The sequence below is a fragment of the Deltaproteobacteria bacterium genome, assembly GCA_021737785.1.
In the GTDB taxonomy this organism is placed as follows: domain Bacteria; phylum Desulfobacterota; class DSM-4660; order Desulfatiglandales; family Desulfatiglandaceae; genus AUK324.
On the sequence record JAIPDI010000001.1, the window covers coordinates 175,796 to 199,208 of the forward strand.

Annotated in this window: 23 protein-coding genes; 10 read left to right on the forward strand and 13 right to left on the reverse strand. The window is 54.5% G+C overall.

Annotation, left to right across the window (positions count from 1 at the left end; genetic code table 11):
* The first annotated feature begins 7 nt into the window (after positions 1–7).
* The 4 genes from miaA (at position 8) to K9N21_00910 (ending at position 3,420) form a co-directional block, all read left to right on the forward strand.
* Positions 8–943, forward strand: coding sequence for a tRNA (adenosine(37)-N6)-dimethylallyltransferase MiaA (miaA, locus tag K9N21_00895; protein MCF8142453.1), 936 nt, complete (start codon positions 8–10; stop codon positions 941–943).
* A gap of 94 nt (positions 944–1,037) precedes the next feature.
* Complete coding sequence (locus K9N21_00900) at positions 1,038–1,628, forward strand: tetratricopeptide repeat protein (GenBank protein ID MCF8142454.1); 591 nt, start codon at positions 1,038–1,040, stop codon at positions 1,626–1,628.
* Positions 1,629–1,659: 31 nt separating this feature from the next.
* The gene (locus K9N21_00905; protein ID MCF8142455.1) at positions 1,660–2,859 is read left to right on the forward strand and encodes a DUF2066 domain-containing protein; all 1,200 of its coding nucleotides are present in this window, start codon (positions 1,660–1,662) and stop codon (positions 2,857–2,859) included.
* Between the two features lie 9 nt (positions 2,860–2,868).
* On the forward strand, positions 2,869–3,420 hold the full coding sequence (locus tag K9N21_00910) for a CDP-alcohol phosphatidyltransferase family protein (protein MCF8142456.1): 552 nt from the start codon (positions 2,869–2,871) through the stop codon (positions 3,418–3,420).
* A 13-nt stretch (positions 3,421–3,433) separates the two neighbouring features.
* Here the strand turns inward: K9N21_00910 and K9N21_00915 are convergent, their stop codons facing one another.
* Positions 3,434–4,348 carry a hypothetical protein gene (locus tag K9N21_00915; protein MCF8142457.1) on the reverse strand — a complete coding sequence of 305 codons (915 nt, stop codon included), beginning with the start codon at positions 4,346–4,348 and terminating at the stop codon, positions 3,434–3,436.
* 556 nt (positions 4,349–4,904) lie between these two features.
* Between K9N21_00915 and K9N21_00920 the strand changes: the two genes are divergently transcribed.
* The gene (locus K9N21_00920; protein MCF8142458.1) at positions 4,905–5,756 is read left to right on the forward strand and encodes a YitT family protein; all 852 of its coding nucleotides are present in this window, start codon (positions 4,905–4,907) and stop codon (positions 5,754–5,756) included.
* A gap of 49 nt (positions 5,757–5,805) precedes the next feature.
* Positions 5,806–6,228 (forward strand): hypothetical protein, encoded by a 423-nt coding sequence (locus K9N21_00925; protein ID MCF8142459.1) that lies wholly within the window; start codon positions 5,806–5,808, stop codon positions 6,226–6,228.
* A gap of 57 nt (positions 6,229–6,285) precedes the next feature.
* Here K9N21_00925 and K9N21_00930 read toward each other — a convergent pair whose 3' ends face one another.
* Positions 6,286–7,662, reverse strand: a complete 1,377-nt coding sequence (locus K9N21_00930) for a hexokinase (GenBank protein ID MCF8142460.1) — start codon at positions 7,660–7,662, stop codon at positions 6,286–6,288.
* 118 nt (positions 7,663–7,780) lie between these two features.
* A complete protein-coding gene (locus tag K9N21_00935) occupies positions 7,781–8,209 on the reverse strand; it encodes a MaoC family dehydratase (protein MCF8142461.1) in 429 nt (142 codons plus the stop codon).
* A 319-nt stretch (positions 8,210–8,528) separates the two neighbouring features.
* On the opposite strand from K9N21_00935, the gene K9N21_00940 reads away from it, so the two are divergent.
* The gene (locus K9N21_00940) at positions 8,529–10,091 is read left to right on the forward strand and encodes a HAMP domain-containing protein (GenBank protein ID MCF8142462.1); all 1,563 of its coding nucleotides are present in this window, start codon (positions 8,529–8,531) and stop codon (positions 10,089–10,091) included.
* Positions 10,092–10,127: 36 nt separating this feature from the next.
* Here K9N21_00940 and K9N21_00945 read toward each other — a convergent pair whose 3' ends face one another.
* From K9N21_00945 to K9N21_00990, 10 genes are all read right to left on the reverse strand, one after another.
* Positions 10,128–10,760 (reverse strand): hypothetical protein, encoded by a 633-nt coding sequence (locus K9N21_00945; GenBank protein MCF8142463.1) that lies wholly within the window; start codon positions 10,758–10,760, stop codon positions 10,128–10,130.
* A gap of 144 nt (positions 10,761–10,904) precedes the next feature.
* A complete protein-coding gene (locus K9N21_00950) occupies positions 10,905–12,164 on the reverse strand; it encodes a CinA family nicotinamide mononucleotide deamidase-related protein (GenBank protein ID MCF8142464.1) in 1,260 nt (419 codons plus the stop codon).
* A 51-nt stretch (positions 12,165–12,215) separates the two neighbouring features.
* Positions 12,216–12,893: a TIGR04211 family SH3 domain-containing protein gene (locus K9N21_00955; protein ID MCF8142465.1), complete on the reverse strand. Its 678-nt coding sequence runs from the start codon at positions 12,891–12,893 to the stop codon at positions 12,216–12,218.
* Entirely contained in the window at positions 12,886–13,329 is a 444-nt protein-coding gene (gene moaC, locus K9N21_00960) for a cyclic pyranopterin monophosphate synthase MoaC (GenBank protein ID MCF8142466.1), read from the reverse strand. Before moaC ends, K9N21_00955 begins: the two co-directional genes overlap by 8 nt.
* Before the next feature lie 303 nt (positions 13,330–13,632).
* Positions 13,633–13,995, reverse strand: a complete 363-nt coding sequence (locus K9N21_00965) for a molybdenum cofactor biosynthesis protein MoaE (GenBank protein ID MCF8142467.1) — start codon at positions 13,993–13,995, stop codon at positions 13,633–13,635.
* A gap of 87 nt (positions 13,996–14,082) precedes the next feature.
* On the reverse strand, positions 14,083–15,438 hold the full coding sequence (hemA, locus tag K9N21_00970) for a glutamyl-tRNA reductase (GenBank protein MCF8142468.1): 1,356 nt from the start codon (positions 15,436–15,438) through the stop codon (positions 14,083–14,085).
* A gap of 5 nt (positions 15,439–15,443) precedes the next feature.
* A complete protein-coding gene (gene ccsB / locus K9N21_00975; GenBank protein MCF8142469.1) occupies positions 15,444–16,274 on the reverse strand; it encodes a c-type cytochrome biogenesis protein CcsB in 831 nt (276 codons plus the stop codon).
* 183 nt (positions 16,275–16,457) lie between these two features.
* Entirely contained in the window at positions 16,458–17,123 is a 666-nt protein-coding gene (locus tag K9N21_00980) for a bifunctional precorrin-2 dehydrogenase/sirohydrochlorin ferrochelatase (GenBank protein MCF8142470.1), read from the reverse strand.
* Between the two features lie 45 nt (positions 17,124–17,168).
* The gene (locus K9N21_00985) at positions 17,169–18,329 is read right to left on the reverse strand and encodes a radical SAM protein (protein MCF8142471.1); all 1,161 of its coding nucleotides are present in this window, start codon (positions 18,327–18,329) and stop codon (positions 17,169–17,171) included.
* A gap of 315 nt (positions 18,330–18,644) precedes the next feature.
* Positions 18,645–19,976 (reverse strand): FAD-binding oxidoreductase, encoded by a 1,332-nt coding sequence (locus tag K9N21_00990; protein MCF8142472.1) that lies wholly within the window; start codon positions 19,974–19,976, stop codon positions 18,645–18,647.
* 1,000 nt (positions 19,977–20,976) lie between these two features.
* Here K9N21_00990 and K9N21_00995 point away from each other — a divergent pair.
* The 3 genes from K9N21_00995 (at position 20,977) to K9N21_01005 (ending at position 23,248) form a co-directional block, all read left to right on the forward strand.
* A complete protein-coding gene (locus K9N21_00995) occupies positions 20,977–21,378 on the forward strand; it encodes a cupin domain-containing protein (protein MCF8142473.1) in 402 nt (133 codons plus the stop codon).
* 110 nt (positions 21,379–21,488) lie between these two features.
* Positions 21,489–22,040 (forward strand): cysteine hydrolase, encoded by a 552-nt coding sequence (locus K9N21_01000; GenBank protein ID MCF8142474.1) that lies wholly within the window; start codon positions 21,489–21,491, stop codon positions 22,038–22,040.
* Between the two features lie 65 nt (positions 22,041–22,105).
* On the forward strand, positions 22,106–23,248 hold the full coding sequence (locus K9N21_01005; GenBank protein ID MCF8142475.1) for a M20 family metallopeptidase: 1,143 nt from the start codon (positions 22,106–22,108) through the stop codon (positions 23,246–23,248).
* Positions 23,249–23,413 lie beyond the last annotated feature (165 nt).

The window sequence follows — 23,413 nt, forward strand, 5'->3', positions numbered from 1 at the left end:
GAAGATCATGTCCAACGAGAGGCGGCCCAAGATCGTTGTTATTGCAGGCCCGACCGCCAGCGGCAAGAGCGGGTTCGCGGTAAGCCTGGCCCATTCCCTGTCCGGAGAAATCGTCAACGCGGACTCCATGCAGGTCTATCAGGGGATGGACATCGGCACGGCCAAGCCGACCCCGGAGGAACAAGGGGGAATCCCGCACCACCTCTTGGATGTCGTCCGTCCCGATGAGCCCTTCAACGCGGCCATCTATCGATCCAAGGCCCTCTCCGCCGTCACCGACATCTGTTCAAGAGGGAAGCCATGCCTTGTGGTGGGCGGCACCGGGCTTTACATCCGCGCCCTTGTCGGCGGGCTCATGAAGGCCCCGCCGTCGGACCCGACCGTGAGGGAGGCATTATGCAGGGAATGCGACCTGAGTGGACCCGCGAGACTCCATGAAAGATTAACAGGCCTTGACCCTCAATGCGCTGCCGCGATCCATCCCAACGACCGGATACGAATCATCAGGGCCCTCGAGATTATTCATATTTCCGATCGCCTTTCTTCCGATATCATGAAAGGACACGGATTTAGAGAGCCGTCCCTGGACGCCTTGAAGATCTGCCTGAATGTGGATAGGGAAACCCTCTACCATCGGATCGACAAAAGAACCGTGAAAATGGCGGACATGGGACTCCTGGAGGAGACCCGGCATCTTCTGGAAAAGGGCTATTCCCCTGACCTCAGACCGATGAAGGCGATCGGCTACCGGCATATGGTCCGTCATTTGAAGGGGGAATGGTCCTTTGAAGAGGCCATTCACACCCTCAAAAGAGATACCCGCCGATACGCCAAGCGACAATTTACCTGGTTCAGGGCGGAACCGGAGGTCATATGGATTGACCCTGACGGGATAGATGTGGTATTGGAGCAGATTGAATTATTTCTATCTGAAAACGCTTGACCTTTCTGCTTTTATTTTCTAAGGCATAGGGGGCAATGCATTGCCGGAACACCCAACATCGGTCCCGGGATGGCCTTTCACTGGAGGAATTCTGATGGATGTCATCAATTGTCACATTCTTCGCACAATGATTGCGCTTTTTTTCTTGGCGCCTTTCTTTTTCATGGGCTGTTCACCCCAGCCGAGGAATCCTGAAAATGTGTTAGACACCCCGGAACATCATGTATCCAGCGGCATGAAACTGCTCCATAAAAATTATCTGTTTGATGCCAAAAGGGAATTCGAACTGGCCCTGCAACTTGATCCCGACTTCTCTGAGGCCCATCAGGGCTTGGGGCTGACCTACGGGAGGGAAAACAAATTCGGGCCTGCCCTCGAATCCATGGGGATGGCCAGGGACACGGCAGCGAATGACAGGCAAAAAGCCCTGGCTTATGTGGGGTTTATGCGTCTTTATACCATGGAGCAGAAAGACCGGTGGCTGGACAGGGTGAGGGCTCGGTTTTCTGATGCATTGCAATGCCAGGAGGACCTGCCCGATGCATACTTCTATATGGGTATTGCATACAAGAAGGCCGATCGACCGTTGGAGGCAGAGAAGGCATTTAAAAAGGTCTTGGAAATCAATAACGGACTCGTCCTGGAATCTGATAATGAACTCAAGTCATTGTCGCCTTCCAGATAGCATGTTGACGGATCAGAATCGCAGGGTGTTTGTGGGGCATCAAAAAAATAGTGGCGGCAGATCCGCTGTAAGGCTTCGAGGAAACGCCCTTTTCCTCTTTTTTTTATCCTTTTCCCTCTTTTTCCTCCCTTTTTGCCGTGCCCAGGCCGAAGAGACTCCCAAACCCGGTGAACTCCTGGCTATCGGCGATGCCGATGTTATCAAGGGAAATTCGGCCCTGGCGAAAAAAACCGCCATTGCCCAGGCATTGATGAAGGGCGTGGAAGACTATATTGTTCACCTGCTCGGAAGCCGGAGGGCCGTCAGTCATTTTGAGCGTCTCGCCCAGGAAATCATACCCGCGGCCCGGGAAGAAGTTGAAAATTTTCATATCCTGGCGGAACAGCAGTCTGATGGCAGGTACAAGGTCCTCCTGAGACTCAGGGTGAATGAAGAGGCCATACGGGAACAGCTCCAATCGGCCGGGGTTCTCCTGGCGGAAGCCTCCCCCATCAACGTGCTCTTTCTGGTCTCTGAAAGCAGGGACGGAGACATCTCTTACTGGTGGAAAGACACGGAAAAAGATCCGAGCCTGCGCCCTGTGGAGCTTGCGCTCCATAAGGTCTTTCAGAACAGAGGGTTCACCCCTGTCAACCGCATCCTGAGCGCTCCGGACGCCGGCCGTCTTACCGGCCTCACATCACCTGACCTTCAAGACAAGGATATCCTGAAATGGGGAAGGCTCTTCTCAGCCGATGTGGTCGTCTTCGGCAATTGCACTGTCAACAACGGGGAAGAGATCTCCCTGACCCTAAAGGCAATTGATGTGTCTCAGGGAATCCAGGTCTGCCAGGAATCCATTGCTGACCAGATGACGGCGGCTTCGAGGGGCTCAGATTCGCTCGTCACAGCCCTCGAAGAGGTGGTGAACCGGGCGGCCGCCACCTTTTGCCCGTGCATCAAAGGGAGCTTTGTGAGCGGTGGCGGAGGAATCCTCCCGCTGACGGTCACACTGGCGGGGATGAAGATGCCAAAGGAGTTCTGGCGCTTCAGCGATTTCCTCAAAGAGGAGGTCGTGGGGGTAATCTCCGTGATTCCGTCCAGGATCCAAGGCAATACCATGTCTGCGACCGTGGAATTTCAGGGGGATCGGGATACCTTTATCCACCGGATCCTGACCCATCCAAAGCGTCCATTCCCGTTGCGTTTCGATCCGATTGAACAGGAAGCAGTCATTTTTAACCTTGAGTAATCCGATGTCATGACCATCCCCAACCTGATCACCACGCTACGCATCATCCTGGTCCCCATTTTCATTATCTACCTGATAAATGAGAGATTCCTGGAGGCCCTGACGGTTTTTGTGCTGGCCGGTCTGAGCGACGGCATAGACGGCCTGTTGGCCAGGCTCCTCAACCAGAAAAGCAGGCTGGGGGCCTTTCTCGATCCGCTGGCGGACAAATTCCTTCTCATTGCCGCCTTTGTGGTCCTTGCCTTCAGGGGGTTCATCCCCGCCTGGCTGGCGGTTACGGTCATCACCCGGGATATCCTGATCCTCTTGGGGGTATTGATATTGTTCTTAACCAAACAGAACATCGTTATCCACCCATCGATAGTAAGCAAGATAACCACCTGTCTCCAACTCGGGACGGTCTTTCTGGTGCTTGCCGGGAATCATTTTCATCTTTTTTCAAAGGCCATTCCCATTATTTATGTCGTCACCGGGGTATTGACCATCGCATCGGGACTTCATTATATGCGGTCCTGGTTCCAGATGATGGGTGAAGGATCTCCGGACAATGATGCGCCCTGAAAATAATTCACTCCTACTTCATGACGGTCATCCCCTTGGCAATGCCGCTTCCCTGGACCGCCCTGCAGATGGCGATCTTCTCCTTTACCGTTACCACTTCGATCGTTCCGGCCTTCTCCATGCTCTGGTCCAGCACCTCGCCGGTCTGCGGGTCCCGCAGGATCTCGGTCCTCCCCACCTGGAAGGTCTGGCCCGCGCTGACGCCCTCTCTGGTCCCCCGGTTGATGTATACCCTGTCCCCCTTGACCAGGATCACGGTCCCTGTCCATGGAATCTCCGAAAGCTTGGCCGTAAGGAAACCCACCGCCTCATCGACCGCCTGCTCCACGGCCTTGCCCGCGTTGGTCTTTTTGAAGCCGCCCAGGTCCCCTGAAAACCCATGGCGGGAAACCCCTACGGAGAGACCCGTATCCGAAACCTTGCCGTAGCATTTCTTGGAGGCCAGCACCTGCCCTGTGCTTGAATCGACGACATAGATTACGGTGTTGATTTCAGCCATGCTCGTTCCGGCCCCGAGCCGGATACCGGCAAAACCGATACCGCCTCCACCCCCTTCGGTAGCCTCGGCAAAATGGGTGATATCGCCCTTGACCAGCAGTTGGGCCGGGGTCATCTGCCCGGTGACCACCGTCTTCCCGCCGCCGGCCGTCCTTCCGCTGGCCGCCAGGTCCTGCTCCTCCATGGCCTCCCCCCGCATGTCCTTCTCGCCCAGGACGATGAATCTCCCGGTCTGGGCAAGGCTGTCCGTGAGTACGGCACCCCAGGCGTCTCCCAGATCCCACTGGCCGCTCCAGTTGGAACGGTTTTCGAACTTGGAAACCATGATGCTGTACCGAAGCCCCCCTTCGGCGGCAAGCGCCGATACACAGGGAACGAATATTCCCGCACAAAAGAAGACGATCATGAAAATACATCTTTTTCGAAACATTTTAGACCTCCTTGGTGGTTGTTTTCGGTTTCACAGACTTCTGCCTGCATCACCATTTTCCCCCGCCCGGGCCAATCCGATGGTTGGGCAGGGGATACAGGCAGGGCCGAAGCACGCCGGCCCGGCCCCCCGACCAGATTTCTTACATTATAATTGCCCTGGTTTCAATTGATTTTGGACAGGATCGGTGGAGTATAAGAGGAAAGCCACCCCTTGTCAAAGACCAATAATTTCCATATATTTTACAGGAGGCAACTCATCGGGCAGTCGACTTTCCGTGTAAATTGAAGAGACCTCCCTTGCATAAGTCCACCGGGGGGAAAGACTTTTTTTGGTTTAAAACAGATGATGATCTGTTATAAATAGGGGCGAAAGATCAATTTATACACATGAATTTTGATGGTCTCGTAAAAAATCAGGAAATGTCATTTTTCGTCATTCCGGCGAAAGCCGGAATCCAGTCCCGCAACAGCGGGATTCAATCAGTTACAAAACCTCTGGACCCCGTTTTTCAACGGGGTGACGACTTTTTGCGAATGCATCAATTTTAAAAACCATGGCGGAACCTGCAAAAAAAATCATCTGGAATCTTTTTCTCATGGCAACGGGGAGCGTCATCTGCTGTGTCGCCGTAAACGGGATACTGATTCCGCAGAAGTTCTTCGGGGCGGGATTTACAGGCCTTTCCATCCTGATTTATTACCTCTTTGATTCCATCCCCCTGTCTTTACTCTATCTTGCCCTTAATGTGCCCTTGTTTGCCCTTGGGTGGGTGTACGTTGGCCGCCGGTTTTTCCTTTACAGCATCGCGGGCATGTTCTTTTTCACGGCTGCCCTTCAGTGGACACAGGTGGTCATCCCGATCCAGGACAAGATCCTGAGCAGCATTCTCGCCGGCATCTTCATGGGGGTCGGGTCCGGGACCATTCTGCGTTCCCTCGGTTCGGCAGGAGGACTCGATATCCTCTCCGTCATCCTGCTCAAGCGCTTTTCAATCCGACTGGGCACGACCATCCTCACCTTCAACAGCGCCATTCTCATGGTCGGCGCCTTTCTTATTTCACTGGAAGGCGCGCTGTATACCCTTATATACGTTTATGTAAATTCCTTTATCGTCAATTTCGTGGTTACGGGTCTCAGCCAGAGGAGGACCGTCCTCATTATCTCCCGTGAATGGGAAAAAATCTCCAGGGAGATCATGGAACGGATTCAAAGGGGGGTCACCCATGTGAACGGCCGGGGAGGGTTCACGGGAGAAGAGATACAGCTCCTTTACACTGTGGTCAGCTTCCGGGAAGTGCCCAGGCTCAAACAGATCGCCAGAGGCATCGACCCGAACGTATTTCTGGTGGTGTCGGATACCCTCGAAGTCGTCGGAACCCGGATCGGTAATCAACCCCACTGGTGAGATCCCGAAAATCAATGGCGTTTATTAACATAGATGGGGAGGTGAAAGAATGGAAGACTATGATTTCTTTGAAGATGACGACTATGCCATAGACATAGAGATGCTGCCCGGAGATGAGCGACAGAAAGAGATCCTCACGTGGCTTATGGATTCGCCCCTTGCAGAATCCCTCGAGGGCGGCAGCGCCGGCGACTTCTTCATCCGCCGGGGCGCTCCTGTCCGTCTGAAAGGCGGGTTCATTGTGGAGGCCGTGTCATGGCTGGACAGCGAGGGCTTTGATGAAAGCCTCCTGATCGAAGGGTATACCGTGTCCACCGACTTTCTTGATCACGCCGGGGGTGAAATCATGATCTTCAGAAAGAGGGAGGTGATCGATGCCCCGTTCGAATTCGAGGACCTGTCTTCATTTTCAGCTGACGACATGGAGGATTTTCCAGGCGCCCCGGGCAATCCGGACGACATCCCATTTTGACGGGGAAGTCCATATCCGGGATTGGGGCATCAGGGGATGGGAAAGGTCGATAGGGGATTATGAATTGGGCATGGGTTCCTCTTTTACCGCAGACGCGGCCACGGCGGCCATGACGGCTGCGCCCTTTCCGGATCCGTCCTTGGAATGGACCAGCCTTATTTTTTCAGCCGTTTCGCCGTACAGTTCCTTGAGGACATCCGTCATCCGGGTTTCAAATCCGGGATATTTTTCAAAGAGGGACCCGTCTATGGCCACTGTGTGCACCTCCCTCGGTTCCGGGTCCATCCAGGCGATCACCGCTGAAACGGCCGCTGCGCTGAGCCTTGCCGATCTGGCGGCAACCAATTGGCACACATGTTTCAGGAAGGCTCTATCGTCAAGCGTGGCGTTTGATATCCCCCTGGTATTAAAAAATCCTTCCACCTCGCGCAGATCTGTTGTTCCATCCCTTTCAATCAGGGACATGTGCTCTGTCTTCAGGCTGTCTCTTTCCCCGAAACTCTCAACGGCCCCGGGGGCGTTTGAAAATATGAGGCCGCGCGCTATCGCATCGACTAAAACATGCCTGGTGATTTCACCCAGATACATACCGGACACCATCTTCTCAAAATACATGGCGCCCGGATTGACCGAAGCCTCATCCAACCGGGTATCGTAGGATGTCCGCCTGACCTTATCAAAATTGCCCCATTCCATATTGACGATCATATGCCCTTCAGGGTGTACTCCTTTCAGCTTCCGGATATTGGATCGCTTTTCCCGGTAACAGGCGTTTGTTCCGGTACCCAGTATAACCCCCAGATCACAGGTAGGATCCTTATAAGCTCTGGCCATCAGAGTGCCCACCGTATCATTGGCAAGGGCGGTGACGGTGATGTCACGGATCCTCTTCCTCCTCAATGCCTGGTTCAGGAGCGTCACGATGTCCTTCCCTTCCACACCTGTGGACGTAAAGCCTTTTGTCCAGACAATCAGCTCACCTGCGGCAATATCCGTCTGTTCCACAGGAAAGGAAAAGGTAAAGGCGAGGTCATAGGCCCTTTTTCTGTCCATATTATTCCGGGCCAGAAAGAGGTCAATACACCCGGCAATAAAATCAAAGAGCTGCACTCCTGTCCCTTGCATCACTTTTTTCTGAATGGCAAACTTACTGACGGCCAGGATATCTATCTCCCCTTTTCCGTCAAGTTCGACTGCAAGCACTCTAAAGTTGCTGCCGCCCAGATCCAGTGCGATGAATCGCCCCTTTTCACTTCCCGTGGGTCTGTCCACATATGAAGGCAGCATCTTCAGGGAACTCTCATGGCCGAGAAGCCCTTTCTCCATTTCAGCATGAAAGTCTTTGATCACTCCCTTGATATCGGTGAGTGAGATCGAAAAAAGCTTTTCTGCATAGGATAAAAATGCTTCACCGGGAGGCGGCGAGACTGTCATCTGGATGACTCCATCTGTATCCCTGTCAAGAGTGGTTCCTTTCCATTAATATGGTTCTCATCGTCCTGTCGATTAATATCCTGGGGCGATTGTTCGACCATTCAAATGAGCTCAGGCCTCAGGCATTGGACGCCTTGGGCGGACTGACAATGGCGCGACCCTCCAGAACCATGGTCCCGTCCTGATTGACACAGGTGGTTCGCACCGTTACGCGGTTCTTCTGATCCATGATCTCGATGATCTCCACCCTGGCGGTAATGGTGTCGCCGATATGAACGGGCGCCAGAAAATCGAGTTCCTGCCGGATATAGATGGTCCCCGGTCCAGGCAGGCTCACGCCCAGCAGTCCTGAAATAAACCCGGCCGTCAGCATGCCCTGGGCGATCCGGGTCTTGAAATAGGTCTTTTCGGCATAGACTTCATTGAGGTGTGCCGGGTTGAAATCGCCGGTGATCCCCGCATAAAGATAAATGTCCGATTCCGAGATGGTTTTTCCAAATTCAGCTGTTTCACCAATCCTCAGCTGATCGATTGTCTTCCCGATCATGACGCCCCCTTTCCTCCACATAGACTCAAATAACCATATGGAACTTGACAATATGCGTCAAGACAAAACAGAAAGACGATTCAACGATACGTCTTGACGGCGCATCGTTAAATTGGGTAAGCTTTACTTCTTCCCCTCAGACATGATCGCGATGGGTGGAAGCCCATGGGGGGCCAGGGGAAGGGTCACAAGGCGCACGTGTCGGGACGAAACCCGGAGAAACGGCCCCCGCGCTGAAGGGCCAGATCCGGGTGGGCCCCATGAATCAGACGCGCACAGACCCGGCAACCCTGACGGGCATCGAAAGAAAGGTTCCGATATGACAGGCATGACCCGGAGAGAATCCTTCCGCCTCAAAAACAGGATGCTCTTTGCCAATATCATCTCCAACGCCGTCGGGGTGGTCGTGGTCCTCTTCCTGATACAGCGTACAGGGCTTTCCTCCGTGTTATCCGAGGCTCAGAACGTGATGCGAATCGTTCACATGATTTTTCAGCCATTCGCGTTCATCGTGCCGGTCATCCTGGTCATATGGTACGAACACCCCATACGCAGGCACATTAATCAAGAACAGAGAGGCCACGAAGTCTCCTTTGAGAGCCTGAGCCGGGCACGGCGCAGGCTGCTCAACGAGCCTTTCGTCCTCATCGCTATCGATTTCGGGATGTGGCTGCTGGCCGGGATTGTATATCCCTCAGGCCTGTGGATCTCCGGCGCCCCGCATGCCGTCATCCGTCAGCCTTTTTTCATGAGCCTTTTTATCGGTTTAATCACGACGGCCGTCGCATTTTTCGTCCTGGAGCACGTCCTCCAGCGGGTACTGGTGCCGCACTTCTTCCCCCAAGGCGGCCTCTATATGACCCCCAAAACCCTCCGCATCCGTATCAGCACGCGCATCGGCGCCCTTATCTTCGCCGCCAATCTGGTCCCCTTCTTTGCCATTCTCAATATTGCCGCAGGAACGCTTCACAGTGGCGGAGATGCGACGCAGATTCTGGCGGAGTTGCGGTCCACCCTCTTCATCAACGCCATCCTGTTTATGCTCGTCGGCATCTGGCTGGCCTACCTGGTGAGCGGCAATTTGAAACGGCCGCTGGAGGACATCATCCGGGTCCTCCAGAAGGTCCGGAACGGGCACTTTGACAAAAAGGTCCGGGTGACATCCAATGACGAGATCGGCTATACCGGTGATTCCATCAACGACATGACCGACGGGTTGAACGAGCGGGACCTGATCAAGGATACGTTCGGCAAGTATGTGGCCGAAGAGGTGAGAGACGAGGTCCTCTCCGGCCGCACCCCTTTGGACGGCGAAAAAAAGGAGGTGACCATCCTCTTTTCCGACCTGAGAGACTTTACCCCCATGACAGAACAGAACGATCCCAAACTGGTCATCCAACTCATGAACGCCTACTTCAAGGAGATGGCCGAGGCCATTAAGGAAGAGGGAGGGCTGGTTCTTCAGTTCATCGGCGACGAGATCTATGCGGTTTTCGGGGCCCCGATCTATCGAGAGGACCATGCTGTGCGGGCCTTCAGGGCAGGGTTGAAGATGAGACGCCGGCTGACGGGGCTCAACAGGCAGTTTGAAGAAAAGGGCTGGCCCAGCCTGCGGCACGGCATCGGCATCCATACAGGGGAGGCCCTTGCCGCCAATATCGGGAGCCCGGACCGGTTGTCCTATCTCCTGGTGGGGGATACCATCAACCTGGCTTCGAGACTTCAGTCCTTGACCAGAAAAGCAGGGACCGATATGATCATATCGGCGACGACCCATGCCTGCCTGGACCCTGAAGAGCGCAAGGCCGTTTCATTGAAACGATTGGAAAATGTATCCGTAAAAGGAAAGAGCAAACCGGTCGAGGCCTTTGCCGTTCTTTAGTTGAAAAAAGTTGTCTCCAACCAGAGTCTCGGTTCTTCACCACCGCACACGCATCATCAGGCCCAGGTCACACGGCTGAAGAGAAAATGACACCCTTTTCGCCGAACGGTCCAGAACCATCGCCTGATATTTTTCCCAGTCCTCCTCGGGCCCGGCCGGTTGGGCCAGGATATAGATCTCACCGCCCAGAAAACCGGACCCCGCGCTGATGGCCCCGGCCGTGGCATCTCCGGCGGCGCCGGTGGCCACACCCACCCCGGCATTCAATACCAGGTTCACAAGATGGTAGACCCAGTCATGTCGCTCCGTTGCCCGAACAGCGTTCCCATACAGGAGGTCCTCTGCCGCACCCAGTTTGGCCAGTTTTTCAGCGCGGGTCTCCTCCGGCATCCCGCGGATCGGATCGGCCCCGTAACGTGCCTCTAACGGCCGGAAAAGGAGATCCGCTACGCCGAGGCCCGCCAGCCCGGCCTGGGAGGCAAAATTGACACGGTCAGAGGTTTCGTCGGTGAGCCCTGCGGCCAGGCTGAGGCCCACCACGGCCCCGCTGTTGACGACCATCCAGGACCAGTACCATATCTCGCCATGGCGTTTGTGTGCGTCCAGCCGCTCCTCAATGTAACGGATACGTTTCTCTATTACCGCGTCTGAGAGCGTGACACTATCCATTTCCACCCTGTGCGGAGGTGTGGCACAGGCAGTTACATACATAACGAGAACCCCAACCAGAACCCCTACCCTGGCATGCCCCACATGAAACCTCCGTGACAGTAACGGGTCTATCCCCTAACCGGACCGCACCGGTCCGGCCGGTTATGAGATTCCTTCCAACACCGCAAGCCGCAAGGTGTTGAGCCCGATCACCGCGCCTCTTGTCCGCAGGGTCAAAGGATCACCCCCCATTTCCCACGAAAAGGTCTTGGCGATCCCCTCGCCTGCGGCCGCTGCGCACCCTTTCACCACAGGATGGGTGCCCTGATTTTCTTCAACAAACCCCAAAATTGCAAGACCCACATCCGCTCCGCCCTTCTCCCTCACCCGGTGGGCCAGGTCCAGGGCGGATTCCGGTCCGGCAACGACCCGGTCCTGACCGAGATATTCCGCCACACGTCCCGGATCCGGGATAACGCAGCTCTGGCGCAGCCGCGACCCGGGGACGGCAAAAAGCCGTTCTGCTGCCAGCCCGCCGGTAAAGGTCTCCAGGAGGGCCAGGGTAAGCCCTCTCAGGCGCAGCAGCGAATGGATCACACCTTCAAGGGTGTCGTCGCCCTGGCCGAAGATCTTACTCCCCAGTCGGGACCGGATCTCGGCCGCCACCGGATCAATCAAGGCGGCTACCGCCTTATCTCCGGCCGCCACCGCCGCAATCCGGATCTTGATCTCCCCCTGAGCCGCCAGGAGCCCCACTTCAGGGTTCTCGCCCGGTTTAATGAGGTCCTGAATCAGCCTGTCCACCCCGCTTTCCCCCAGGCCCACCACCTTCAACACCTGATAGCTGACCCGGTGGTCCAGAAGATTAAACCGGTTCCGGATCCAGGGCAACACCTCGTGGGTCATGAGGTACCTGAGTTCCCTCGGGACCCCGGGGAGGCAAATGACCGGTCGTTGCGCGATCTGCGTAATAAACGCGGGGGCCGTGCCCACCGGGTTGGATATGGCGATGCTGCCGGCCGGGACATAGGCCTGTCTCCGGTTGTTTTCAGGCATTTCATAGCCGTATCGACGAAACATCCCCACGATCTCGTCCATGAGGGTCTGCCGGTATTCGAGATCCACCCCGGCCACTGAGCACACCGCCTCCCGGGTCAGATCATCCAGCGTCGGTCCAAGACCCCCTGTGGTGATCACCAGATCGCACCGGCCGGCCGCAGAACGGATCACCTTCTGCATTTCATCCATCCGGTCGCCCACCGTTGTCCTGAAGCGGACGGCAATACCCAGGCCGGACATTTCACGGGCCAGATAGACCGTATTGGTGTCTTCAATCTGGCCTAACAGCAACTCACTCCCGATGGTGATAATTTCGCATGTGGGAGCGTTGCCTGAATCGGTTCCGAATGAATTACCCCCCATGCCTGCGGGTCCCTCCTCACACCTCACGCCTTGCGCCTCACGCCTTATCCCTTAATAATAACTCGATTTCCGCCTTTTCTCTCTCTTTCCCAGGACAAGACCGAAGATGAGGCCCACCAGCATCACTGCGCCCCCCGTGAGAAACCATGTATTCCGCTGGGAGGACTTGAGCGTTTCGTTTTCCTTGCTCAGTTCTTTCGCGGTCGCAAGGGCATCCTGCATCCTCTCTTGTGCAATGTCATACTTCTCTTTGAGTTGCAGGAATTCACCGGCCTCCTCTTTCAGGGTCCTGTATTTCTCCTGTATATCGGCCAACGCCCGCTCGGTTTCCTCCAGCTTTCTTCCCATCTCCTTTCGTTCATCGGTCAGGGTTTGCCATTCCGCCTCGAGACGGGTTGATTTCTCTTTAAGCCTTGCATTTTCCTTTTCCAAGGACGCGGCCCGGATTTCCCCCGGGACACGCGAAACCAGAAATCCGCTCACCACCCAGCCTTCCTTATTGTCCCATTTGGGTCCCAGGAGCCGGACACGGCTCCACCCCTCCTGGGAATCCAGGATCTCGACGGGCTCATCCTGGGGGAGCATGGCCAGGATCTTTTCCTGGGTGCCCGGACCGCTTCGCAAGGTAATCTTAGTGGGATTCAGTACATAGGCCTTCTCAGCCCGGCAAGGGACCGAACCTACGAATATGCATAGACTTATACCAAAACCAATAATCCATCTAGTCATTTTGTCCGCCTTTTTCTTTTCGTATCACCCGGATATCGGTCATCAGGGTCCCGGGGTATTGTCCCCGCTCGTCTTTTTCAAGATATTTGACCATATCCCATACGGTATTTAATGCAATGCTGACCCCTACCAGGGCCTCCATTTCAACCCCTGTCCGGGCCTGGGCTCGGACAAGACATCGGACCTCCACCCCGTCATCAATGATTTCAAATCCCACCTTTACCGTGTCCAGCGGTATCTGATGACAGTGGGGAATCAAGAGATGGGTCTGCTTTGCCGCATTCATGGCAGCCACCTCAGCCACCAGAAACGGATCGCCCTTTTTGATCTCCCCCCCCGCTATCTTCCGAAGCGTACCCGAGGCCAGATGAATCCTCCCTCCGGCCTCTGCCTGGCGCCGGACCACCGGTTTCTCTGTGACATCCACCATGCCCATGTTCTGTCATCTCCAAGTTATCGGTTAAAATTTAAAATCCTCTTCCCGGTTGGAATAATGGAATATTGGAATGTTGGAATACTGGAATAATGGAAGGTTGGAAAGGAACCTGGATCGCCCAGGAAAGGTTTTTTCCTTAAACCCATTATTCCATCATTCCATACTTCCATTATTCCAAATTAAAGACGTCACCCTCTCACAATCATCTTCTTGTTTTTCGCGACAGAAAACCTGGCGATAAGCACCTAAAGTGAGCTAATGTGACCAAAATTGATCCCCGGGGTCCGGTATCCAGCATCCGGCTTAGATGGCGATATATTCCCTCTTACTGGCGCCGCGTTTCTTGATCCGGTCCACGGTATCGATCAGGGCAGGAAACACATGTTCCCGGGTGTCTCCCCCTACGACCACGGCCATGATGTCGTCACCGACGGTCAATCGTCCGGGCTCCGCCGTCTCAATCAACACGTCCACGATACCCGGCATTTTCTTTGTTTCATCGGCGATTTTTTTGATTTCATCCTCATCGAACTCGATTTCGATGGCATTCACCCGGTCCCCGCTCAGAGAGGTCGCCCTCACCACGCCCAGATGGGTTGCGATCATCCCCATATCCGGATAAAGGGAGTGTTTCTTCATGGCTTGAATCATTCCGGTCAGGTCCATGGCATCCTCCTTTTTGGTAAAAATAATGTGAAATAAATGAACTACCCCGCCGCAAGCAGCGGGGTATCAAATAAATTCCTGAATCCCTCAATCCTTGAATTCCTCAACCCCTGAATTCCTAAATGCCTCAATTCCCGAATCCCGATGTTCTGCCTCTCCAGTCCTATCCGAGTCCATCCCATTTAATCGAAACAACCTTTTTGTCAAATCCAGATAGGTGTTCAGCGTTGATCGTCCTGCCTTTGCCTTCAAGAAGACGATCGGATCATTCAGCACCTTTTCGACGATGGATCGGGTGAGGGTTTCTACGGCCTCGTGCTGGATCGGCGTGAGCTGATCCAGGGCAGAACGGCTCTTGGCGAATTCCGCCTGAATAATCGATTCCGCCTTGTCACGCAACGAAACGATCGTGGGAACCACGGCCAGCGTCTTGAGCCATTTTTCAAATTTGCCGATCTCTTCCTCGACGATGCGTCCGGCTTTTACCGCCTCTTCCTTCCGCTGCGCCATGTTCAGCGCAACCACGCCCCTGAGGTCGTCGATATCATAGAGATAAACATTGGTCAGGTCATTGACTTCCGGCTGAACATCTCTCGGAACCGCAATATCAATAAAGAAGAGGGGGCGGTTGCGCCGTTTCCTGAGACATTTTTTCACCTGCCCCTGGGTGATGACATATTCCTTGGAGGCGGTGGAGGTGATCACAATGTCCACGTTCAGAAGTTCTGAATCGATTTCCTCAAAGGAGACCGCCTTGCCATTGAAATTCCCTGCCACCTCAACCGCCCGTTCAAAGGTCCTGTTGGCCACGATGAGGGAACTGACGCCGTTCGTCAGGAGGTGTCTGGCCGCCAGTTCCGCCATTTCGCCGGCCCCCACAAGGAGGACCTTTTTCCCCTCCAACACGTGAAAGATCTTCTTGGCCAGTTCAACGGCCGCATAACTGATGGAGACCGCGGCCCCGCAGATCCCGGTCTCGGATCTCACCCGTTTTGCCACATGAAAGGCCCTGTGCATCAGCCGGTTGAGGATAACTCCGGAAGTCTTTTCCCTGGTGGCCAGGGCATAGGCCTCTTTGATCTGGCCCAGGATCTGCGGCTCTCCCACCACCATAGAGTCAAGGCTCGAGGCTACATTAAAGATATGCCTGACCGCATTCATATCTTCCAGGGCATAGAGGCACGGCACAAGGTCCTGGATATTGACCCCGCCCAGTTCGGCCATTAGTGTAATAACCGATTCCTTGGCCGCGTCTGCCTCATCGACTACGAACAGGGCCTCCACCCGGTTGCATGTAGAGAGGAAAAGCCCTTCCCGGACAACCTCCAGATTGCGCATCCGGGTCAAGACCTCTCGGGTGTTGTCCGCATCTCCACCGAGACACTCTCTCAAATCAACAGGGGCAGTCTCATGATTCATCCCGATGTCGATAATTTTGAGCATGGTGCTCACCGCGCCCCCATGCTGCTGAAACTGTGATATCCCCCCATCAGGAGACTGGCCCCCACAAAGGTAAAAATCAATACGCCGAAACAGACAATCGACATAACGGCCGCCCGTCGACCCTGCCACCCTACGGCAAGCCTCTGGTGAAGAAGGGCCGCATAGAACAACCAGGAGATCAGGGACCACACCTCCTTGGGGTCCCACTGCCAGTAGCGCCCCAGGGCAACCTGGGCATAAATCGATCCGGTAATCATGCCGAGGGTCAGGAATGGAAACCCGTAGACGATGGAATTATAATTGATGGCGTCGAGCGTGGCCAGAGAAGGGAGCCGGCTGTACATGGAACCCAGACGCTTCTGTTTGATCTGCCGTTCCTGGATCAGGTACATGACGGCTGCCAGAAACGCGATAGCCAGGAGCGCATCCCCTATAAACACGGTCCCCACATGGATCGTGAGCCAGATGCTCTTGAAAAGGGGCTTTACCGGTCCCGCGGTCCAGGGCATGGCCGAAGAGATGATCATCAGGAAGGCCGCCAGAGGCGCGACAAATGACCCCAGGACCCTCAACTTGAACCGGGCCTGCACAATGAGATAAACACCCGCAAGAGTCCATGCAAAGAACGAGAGTGCCGACCTGAGATCCAGGACCGGGGCCGTCCCCAATTGATAGTAGCCATATCCCAAAAACAGCGTATGGAACACAAATCCGGCCACCAGAATCCAGTAGGAACACCTGAAGGCCCATTTCTGCTGTTTGATGATAAATACCGTAAATCCGCCTGCCGCCAGGAGGTAGAGGCCAAGGGCCAGGCTGAACCAGGGCGATATCATGGGAATCCTAACCCGGACAAACCGGAATCAATCCCGCCAAGGCGGGACTCACACAAGGACGCGAAGACACAAAGTTTTTTGACCCCATACATCTGGTGGTCTTCTTCTCTGTGGGCGCTGCTTGCCCAGTGAAACCTCTATCTGCATGTTTCACTCGGCGCGGCTCTGTGTGATAACATATGTTTATGCAATCCTCCCCGTAATGCATCCCATATCCATATCCGCCGGAAGGATCCGTCTGAGGGTTGCGGCGATGGTCTCCCTGTCCCCTTGAGCCAGGGCCTCGATAAGGTTGCTCTCAACCATCTCGTGAAATATCCGGCTGTTCTCCTCCTGGGGGAGTCCCTTGGCCAAGAGCCTCTTGCGCAGGTCGCCCATCAGGTTGAGAAAGTCCGCATACTCGTCCCCGAACTGGGTCTCGAGCCTTTTGCGGATCTTTTTGGAAAGGGCCGGGCTCTTCCCGGAGGTGGATATGGCGATCATGAGATCTCCCTTCCGGACAATGGACGGGACAATAAAGGTGCAATCGGCAGGCTGGTCCACGGCATTGATCAGAAGTCCCCTGCGGCGGGCCCCCTCGCTGACCCGGTGATTGAATTCCATGTCATCTGTGGCCGCGATCACCAGAGAGACATCATCGAAAAAGCGATCCTCCATCTCCTCGCCTAAAAACTGTATTTTACCATTTTCAATCAACCGGTTGAGTTCCGGAGCCAGCTCCCTGCTGACGATAGAGACCTTTGCCCCGAATGCCAGGAGGGTCTCCACCTTTCTCCGGGCCACGCCCCCGCCCCCCACCACAAGGCCCGCCATCCCTTCAAGCTGCAGAAATATCGGATAATACGCCATTACGTTAACCCCAAATCCTGAATTCCTCATTCTTAATTCTTAATTCTACACATACCGGTCCACCATGTCGGTAATCAGCTTTTCGACCCCCGTCATCCCCTCTTTGGCCTCGATATCCTGCAACAGACCCTTGAGCTTTCCATAGGTGATGGGATCGTGTTTCAGGTCATCGGTCGAGCCGTACGTCCCCCCTCGCCTTCCCAGCCGGTAGATGAGCCGGTCCATATCTGAAAGATCCTGATATCGCCGGACCACGTCCAGCATCTTTTCCTTGTCTTCCGGCAACTTGCCCGAGACCTCCTCCAGGAGGTTCATGATATGGTCGCTGGTCACCATGCTGGTAATCCCGTCCAGCGTCTCGATAAAGAGCTTTATCTCCTCTGCGATCATGTCGTCGGTCTGCATGGTGAACGTCCCGTCCATGAGACTCTCGTACAAGGGAACCCGGCTGGGGATCCGCAGGCTTCTGAGCCGGATAAAATGGGGATTGATCTGATTTAAGGCCTTTGCAGTGGCCAGGGCGTGCTCCCGCCACATCTCCTGCCCCCCCAGTCCGGGCATCACATATTCCGAGAGTTCCATCCCCGCTGCCAGGACCTTCTGTCCGGCCTCTATGTGCTGGGCACCCGTGACCCCCTTCTTCATCAGCTTGAGCAGCGGGTCATAGGCGGTTTCGAGTCCGATATGGATCCTGTCCAGACCGGCCTGACGTATTTCCGTCAACGACGCCACCGACTTGCGCACCACCGAACGCGATCGGGAATAGGTGGTGACGCGTATGATCTCCGGCAGTGTCTGTCGCAGGAACTTGAGGACCTCCACCAGGTCGCTGGTCTTCATGACCATGTTGTCCGCATCCTGGAGAAAACAGGCGCCTGTCCCGTAATAGAGCCAGATGGCAACGCTCCGATAGGCGTCGCTGCGACCGCCGTTGCCAAGGATGGAATTGATCACCGCGTCATTGACAGCTCCGCTGTATCCCAGATTCCATGAAATCGCCCGGATATCATCCACGATATCCCGTACGGTCAGAATGTCTGCCTTGATCTCGTCCACTGTGCGGAGGGAAAATTTCCGCCCTTTATAGACCGGGCAGAATCGACACTGGTTCCATGGGCAGTTTCGGGTCACCCGCAGAAGAAGACTCCGCGCCTCGTTGGGCGGCCGTATCGGCCCCTGCTCAAAACGATATTCCTTTTGTCTCATTTTGCATAACCTCTCTATATTTCCGGGTCAAAACTTTATCACTTATGCGCCGACCTTTCAAGATATTACCTGTTTTCCATTTTTAAACCCTCTTCAGGAACCTGCCTCCGGACATTTCCGGCCATGAGCTCCATGAACAATTCTCATTTAGAAAACGCAACCGGCAGTTGAATCCTCAGACGCTGACCCTTCTGCCGATGAACACTGCGATTTTGTCTTTGTGAGAGCGCTTCGGGAAAGAGGCTTGGACGTGGATGGGATTGTGGAGGTGGTGCCTGGCTCATCGGATCTGAAGGTCCTGGGCGCAATCCATCCTCAACTCCACGGAAACGGGCTGTGGGATACCGGATGCAACCCGCCCTTTTCATAACGGTCAAATCGGAAAGGTTCCAGCAGCCTCTGCTTCCGCCCCAGAACCTCTTTGGCCACCAATTGACCCACGCCGATCATCTTGTAGCCGTGATTGGAGTCGAGAATCATGTAACAATTCTGCCTGAATACATCAAAAACAGGAAAATTGTCAGGCGTAAAGCAGCCCAGACCCCCGGAGGGCTCATCCTTGTAATAGCGGTACTTATCCTCGTAGCGTTTTTGACAATGGGCCAGAGCAGATGTCCACATATGAACGAATTCCGGTCCCACCACAAAATCGGGGGAATCAATGCCATAGGGATCCACATCCGGATCGCCTTCCACCACATAGGGCGCCGAACCACCCTGGATGCCACCAAAACGGCAGTCCGGCTTGTAATAAATTCCCCACGGTTCGTCAGTAATTAGTGATCCGTCTTCACTGGAATAAAGGGGTGCATCCGTGTCCACATGGATAACCGGGGGTAGATTGCCCAGGTTATCATTGCCGAAGTCCGGGTCGACTCCCAGGGTGCCTTCCACAAGACACCAGTAGGTCCACATCTTTACATTTTCGTGGATGACGCCGTCTTTATCCCGAACAACAATCCGGGAAGGGAGATCGAGCATATTCCAGAATGTCTGGGCCCAGGGCCCCGGTCCTATGATCAGGAACTCGCAATCAATGCTCCCCTTTACGGTCTCCACGGCGGTTACAGAACCCCCGTCTGTTTTGAGACCCGTGACCCCCACTCCTGTGAGAATCCGCACCCCTTCCGCTTCGGCCTTGTCTGCCAGCCTGTACAGAGATTGGGTGTTGTGGGCATAGCCGCCTTTTTTTTCATGTAAGACGGACGTGATGTTCTGGGCCTGCCAGTCGTGGAACACATTATCCCGCATATACTTCATGCAGTCCTTTTCCCCTTCCACGAACTCGGAGGGATATCCGATGGCTTTTTGCTGACTGTAAATCCGCGCCACATCCTCGTGCATGGCCTCATAGGATATCTGCATGTATCCGATCGGATAGTATCCATAGGCTTCTTGATCCTCCTCCCACAGACCCACACTATGGGCCATAAGTTCCCGCATGGCCGGTTGGAAATAGTTGTTTCGGATGACGCCGCACGCTATGCCGGATGCCCCGGCCCCGATGGCAGACTTGTCTATGACCAGGACATCCTTCCCGGAGCCGGACCTCCCGCCTTTCAGTTCTTTTGCCAGGTGCCAGGCGGTGCTGAGCCCATGGATCCCCGCACCGATGACGATGTACTTGTAATGTGCTGGAAATGCCATATTCGGTTGCCTCTCTTTCTTTCTATGCAGATTGGGTTCAAAGATTCATGGTTTCCCGTTCAAAGCGCGGGGATTCCTAGCCAGGCCTTCTTAGGGCGGATCACGCTCGACGAAACTCGGCCAAAAGCGGTTCAGCAGTGAGCACAGGGCCGAATGGACGCTCGTCAAGGCCCCGCATCGGCAATTGGCCGTCAATCTGTCCTGTGACATCGCCGCCCCTGCTCACGGCCTTGGAAACATTGGGAAATCCGATAGCGCGGGTCAGACGAACGACGGCACGGGATCTCTCGTTGTCTTTGAGAAGACATCCCTCATGCCCATCATTCGTATTAGGTTATGACGGTCATGACGGCAGGTAAATGGGGGCATTTGAGTATCTGGGTTGGGAAATGACGGTATTTCGATTGCGTGGGATATTGGGACATCCATTTGTAATTAAATAACTTGATCAAGCGAATAGGGTTTGGTATCTCTTGAGAGAGTGACCTGTATAGCAGTGCCTGAACGAAAATCCCGTTCAGGCACTATTGAATATTCAAGAATTGAAAATTGATGGAACAAAATTTACATTAACAGAACCTCTTCTCATAGTTCACTGTTTCTTGATTTTTCGGGTTTCCGTTCGGGTACCAATTATTAAAGGACACCCCTGAGACGGCTTAACAGCCGCAGACAAAAACGCCTGGTGCAAAGCCCAAGAACCCAGGCGCGCATGGGGATCTCTTTTCAAGAAGCTGCATTAATATGCGTACTAACGCTCGGCGACCGCCCCAGGGCTTTCTATACCTGTTATGGAAAGGCAGCAAGAATGACCATTATATGAAAGCCTGTTCTTGGGGCTGTAACGAACGGCAGTTTAAGCCATGCTGCCGTTCCCATGAGCAGTTGCAGGTTGCTCTTGGAAAGAGACCCCACGCGGGCGGATGAGGCACCAACTCCTCCGCATCTTGCAGAGAAGTTATAAACAAGGGATCTAAAATTGGAAAGGAGGACCTTGCAGATGATTTCCGGATCTAAAGGCAATCATGCATCGCTCTCGGAATTCGAGACAAAGGTTGCATCCGAAATAGCCGTCTGGAGGCAGGCCGAGTGGGGTGACATGCGCGTGGGTTACGAAACATATTTAGCGGATTTCGACGATGCGGAGCTGCTCAGAGGGCTCCCGGATGATCGATGTCAATGCCCTCACTGGGGATACCTCTTGACGGGACGAATGACGGTTCGCTATGCCGATCATGAAGAAGTGGTTAAGGCAGGAGAGGTGTATTACATGGCCCCGGGGCACACCATGGCGGTTGAGGCCGGCACCGTCCTCATTGAGTTTAGTCCCAAAGAGGAGTTCCGAAGGCTGACGGAGATTGCGGAAAAGAATTTTTCCCGGATGAAAAAGGCAGACGCCTAGCCCCGGTGATACGGCAAACCCATAGCGATCCGACACCGCACTAATCCGAACCGGTAATTCCCTTTCGCGCCATTACCGTTTGGTGACCCCTTTTAAGGCTGAGGAACGAAATGAATCGAGCATTACTTATCATAGATATTCAAAATGACTACTTCCCCGGTGGCCGAATGGCGCTTTCCGGCATGGAGAAGGCTGCCAATAATGCCCGGCATGCCCTTGAGCTGTTTCGTGCCGAGGATTTGCCGATCTTCCATGTCCAGCACGTATCAAATAGGGCCGGTGCAACTTTTTTCCTGCCGGAGACAGAGGGTGTTAAAATACACGAGAGTGTCACCCCTCAAGAAGGGGAGGCGATAATCCGCAAACATTTTCCAAATTCCTTCAGAGGGACTTCTTTAAATGAACAGCTGCAGGGTCTTAAGGTGGAAAACGTCGTTATTTGCGGTGCAATGACCCACATGTGTATCGATTCCACAGTAAGGGCCGCTTTCGATTTGGGCTTCGGCTGTCTTGTGATATCGGATGCTTGCGCAACAAAGGACATGGCGTTTGGCAGGGTAGCCGTTGAGGCATCGCAGGTGCATGCAGCGTTCATGGCGGCGCTTTCCAGTCCTTTTGCTCAAGTTATCAGGACGAATGAGCTTGAAAGTCATCTGATATAATCGTTTCTTCCAGCGGATCGCATGCCGCGCCCGCTGAACATAGATTTTGACCCACAGGGTACACAATGGCATCCGTTTCCGAAGAAGTCCTGTTACTGACGCAAGACCTGCTGCGCTTCAACACGATTAATCCCCCCGGACAAGAGAAAGCATGTGTGGATTTTCTCGCAGAACGCCTTGAAGGGTCGGGTTTCGAGGTGGGGACCTATGAGTTCAGTGCCGGAAGGCCCACCCTCGTTGCTCGCCTTCGGGGAGGCGGGGAAAATCTGCCGCTCTGCTATGCCGGGCATATAGACACAGTCCCGCTGGGGGACTCACAATGGACCCGGGATCCTTTTTGCGGAGAAGTCGACGGAGACAAGCTCTATGGTCGCGGGGCCTCTGATATGAAGGGGGGCATCGCTGCGTGCGTGGTGAGTGCACTGGAAATGGCGAAACATCCCCATCGTCAGGCGGACATCCTTCTGGTGATAGCGGCGTCCGAAGAAACGGGCTGTGAAGGCTCGGCCTATGTGGCGTCGTTGAAGGACGTGCTCGGAGAAGCCGGCGGTCTCATCATTGCCGAACCGACTTCCAACAGACTTTTCATCGGCCACAAAGGGGTATTGTGGCTCGAACTGAAAACAAGAGGTATTGCAGCGCACGGTTCCATGCCCGGACAAGGGGTAAATGCCATATATGCAGCGGCTGAGGCTGTACTCAAGCTAAGAGACGCCGACCTGGGGTATCCCTCCCATCCGGTTCTGGGCGCCGCTACGTTGAATGTGGGGACGATTGCCGGCGGAACACGGATAAACATTGTGCCCGACCAGGTTTCGATTCAGGTCGATATTCGTACGGTACCTGGAAGGACCTCAGATGAAACCATCAGCGATCTCAAGAGGGTCCTGGGAGCGGACGTCGAGATAAATTCCCTGTTCGATCTTGATGCGGTAGCTACTGATCCGGACAACAGATGGATTCAAGAGGTGTCTGCAATCGTATCGCGCTATTCGGATAATCCTGCTCCGCCCAAGGGCCTCCCCTACTTCACGGATGCAGCCGTACTGACTCCGGCATTTAACTCGGTTCCGACGATCATCCTGGGTCCCGGCGAGGCCGAGATGGCTCATAGAACAGATGAATTTTGTTTCATTCCCAGGCTTTTTGAGGCGGTTGAGATCTACTCGGAAATTTCCCGGCGCTGGTGCAAGGTGTCAGACGCATAGAAGACGGATCTCCCATTCACAGCCACACCGCGCAAAAATCACCGCGGGAATCCGGCACCGGCGTCGCTGTTCAGCTTCTAAAAGTATCTAAAGCGGATAACCCCAACCAAAGAGGCTCTCGAGTGACGTCACCCTCTCACAATCATCTTCTTGCTTTTCGCGACA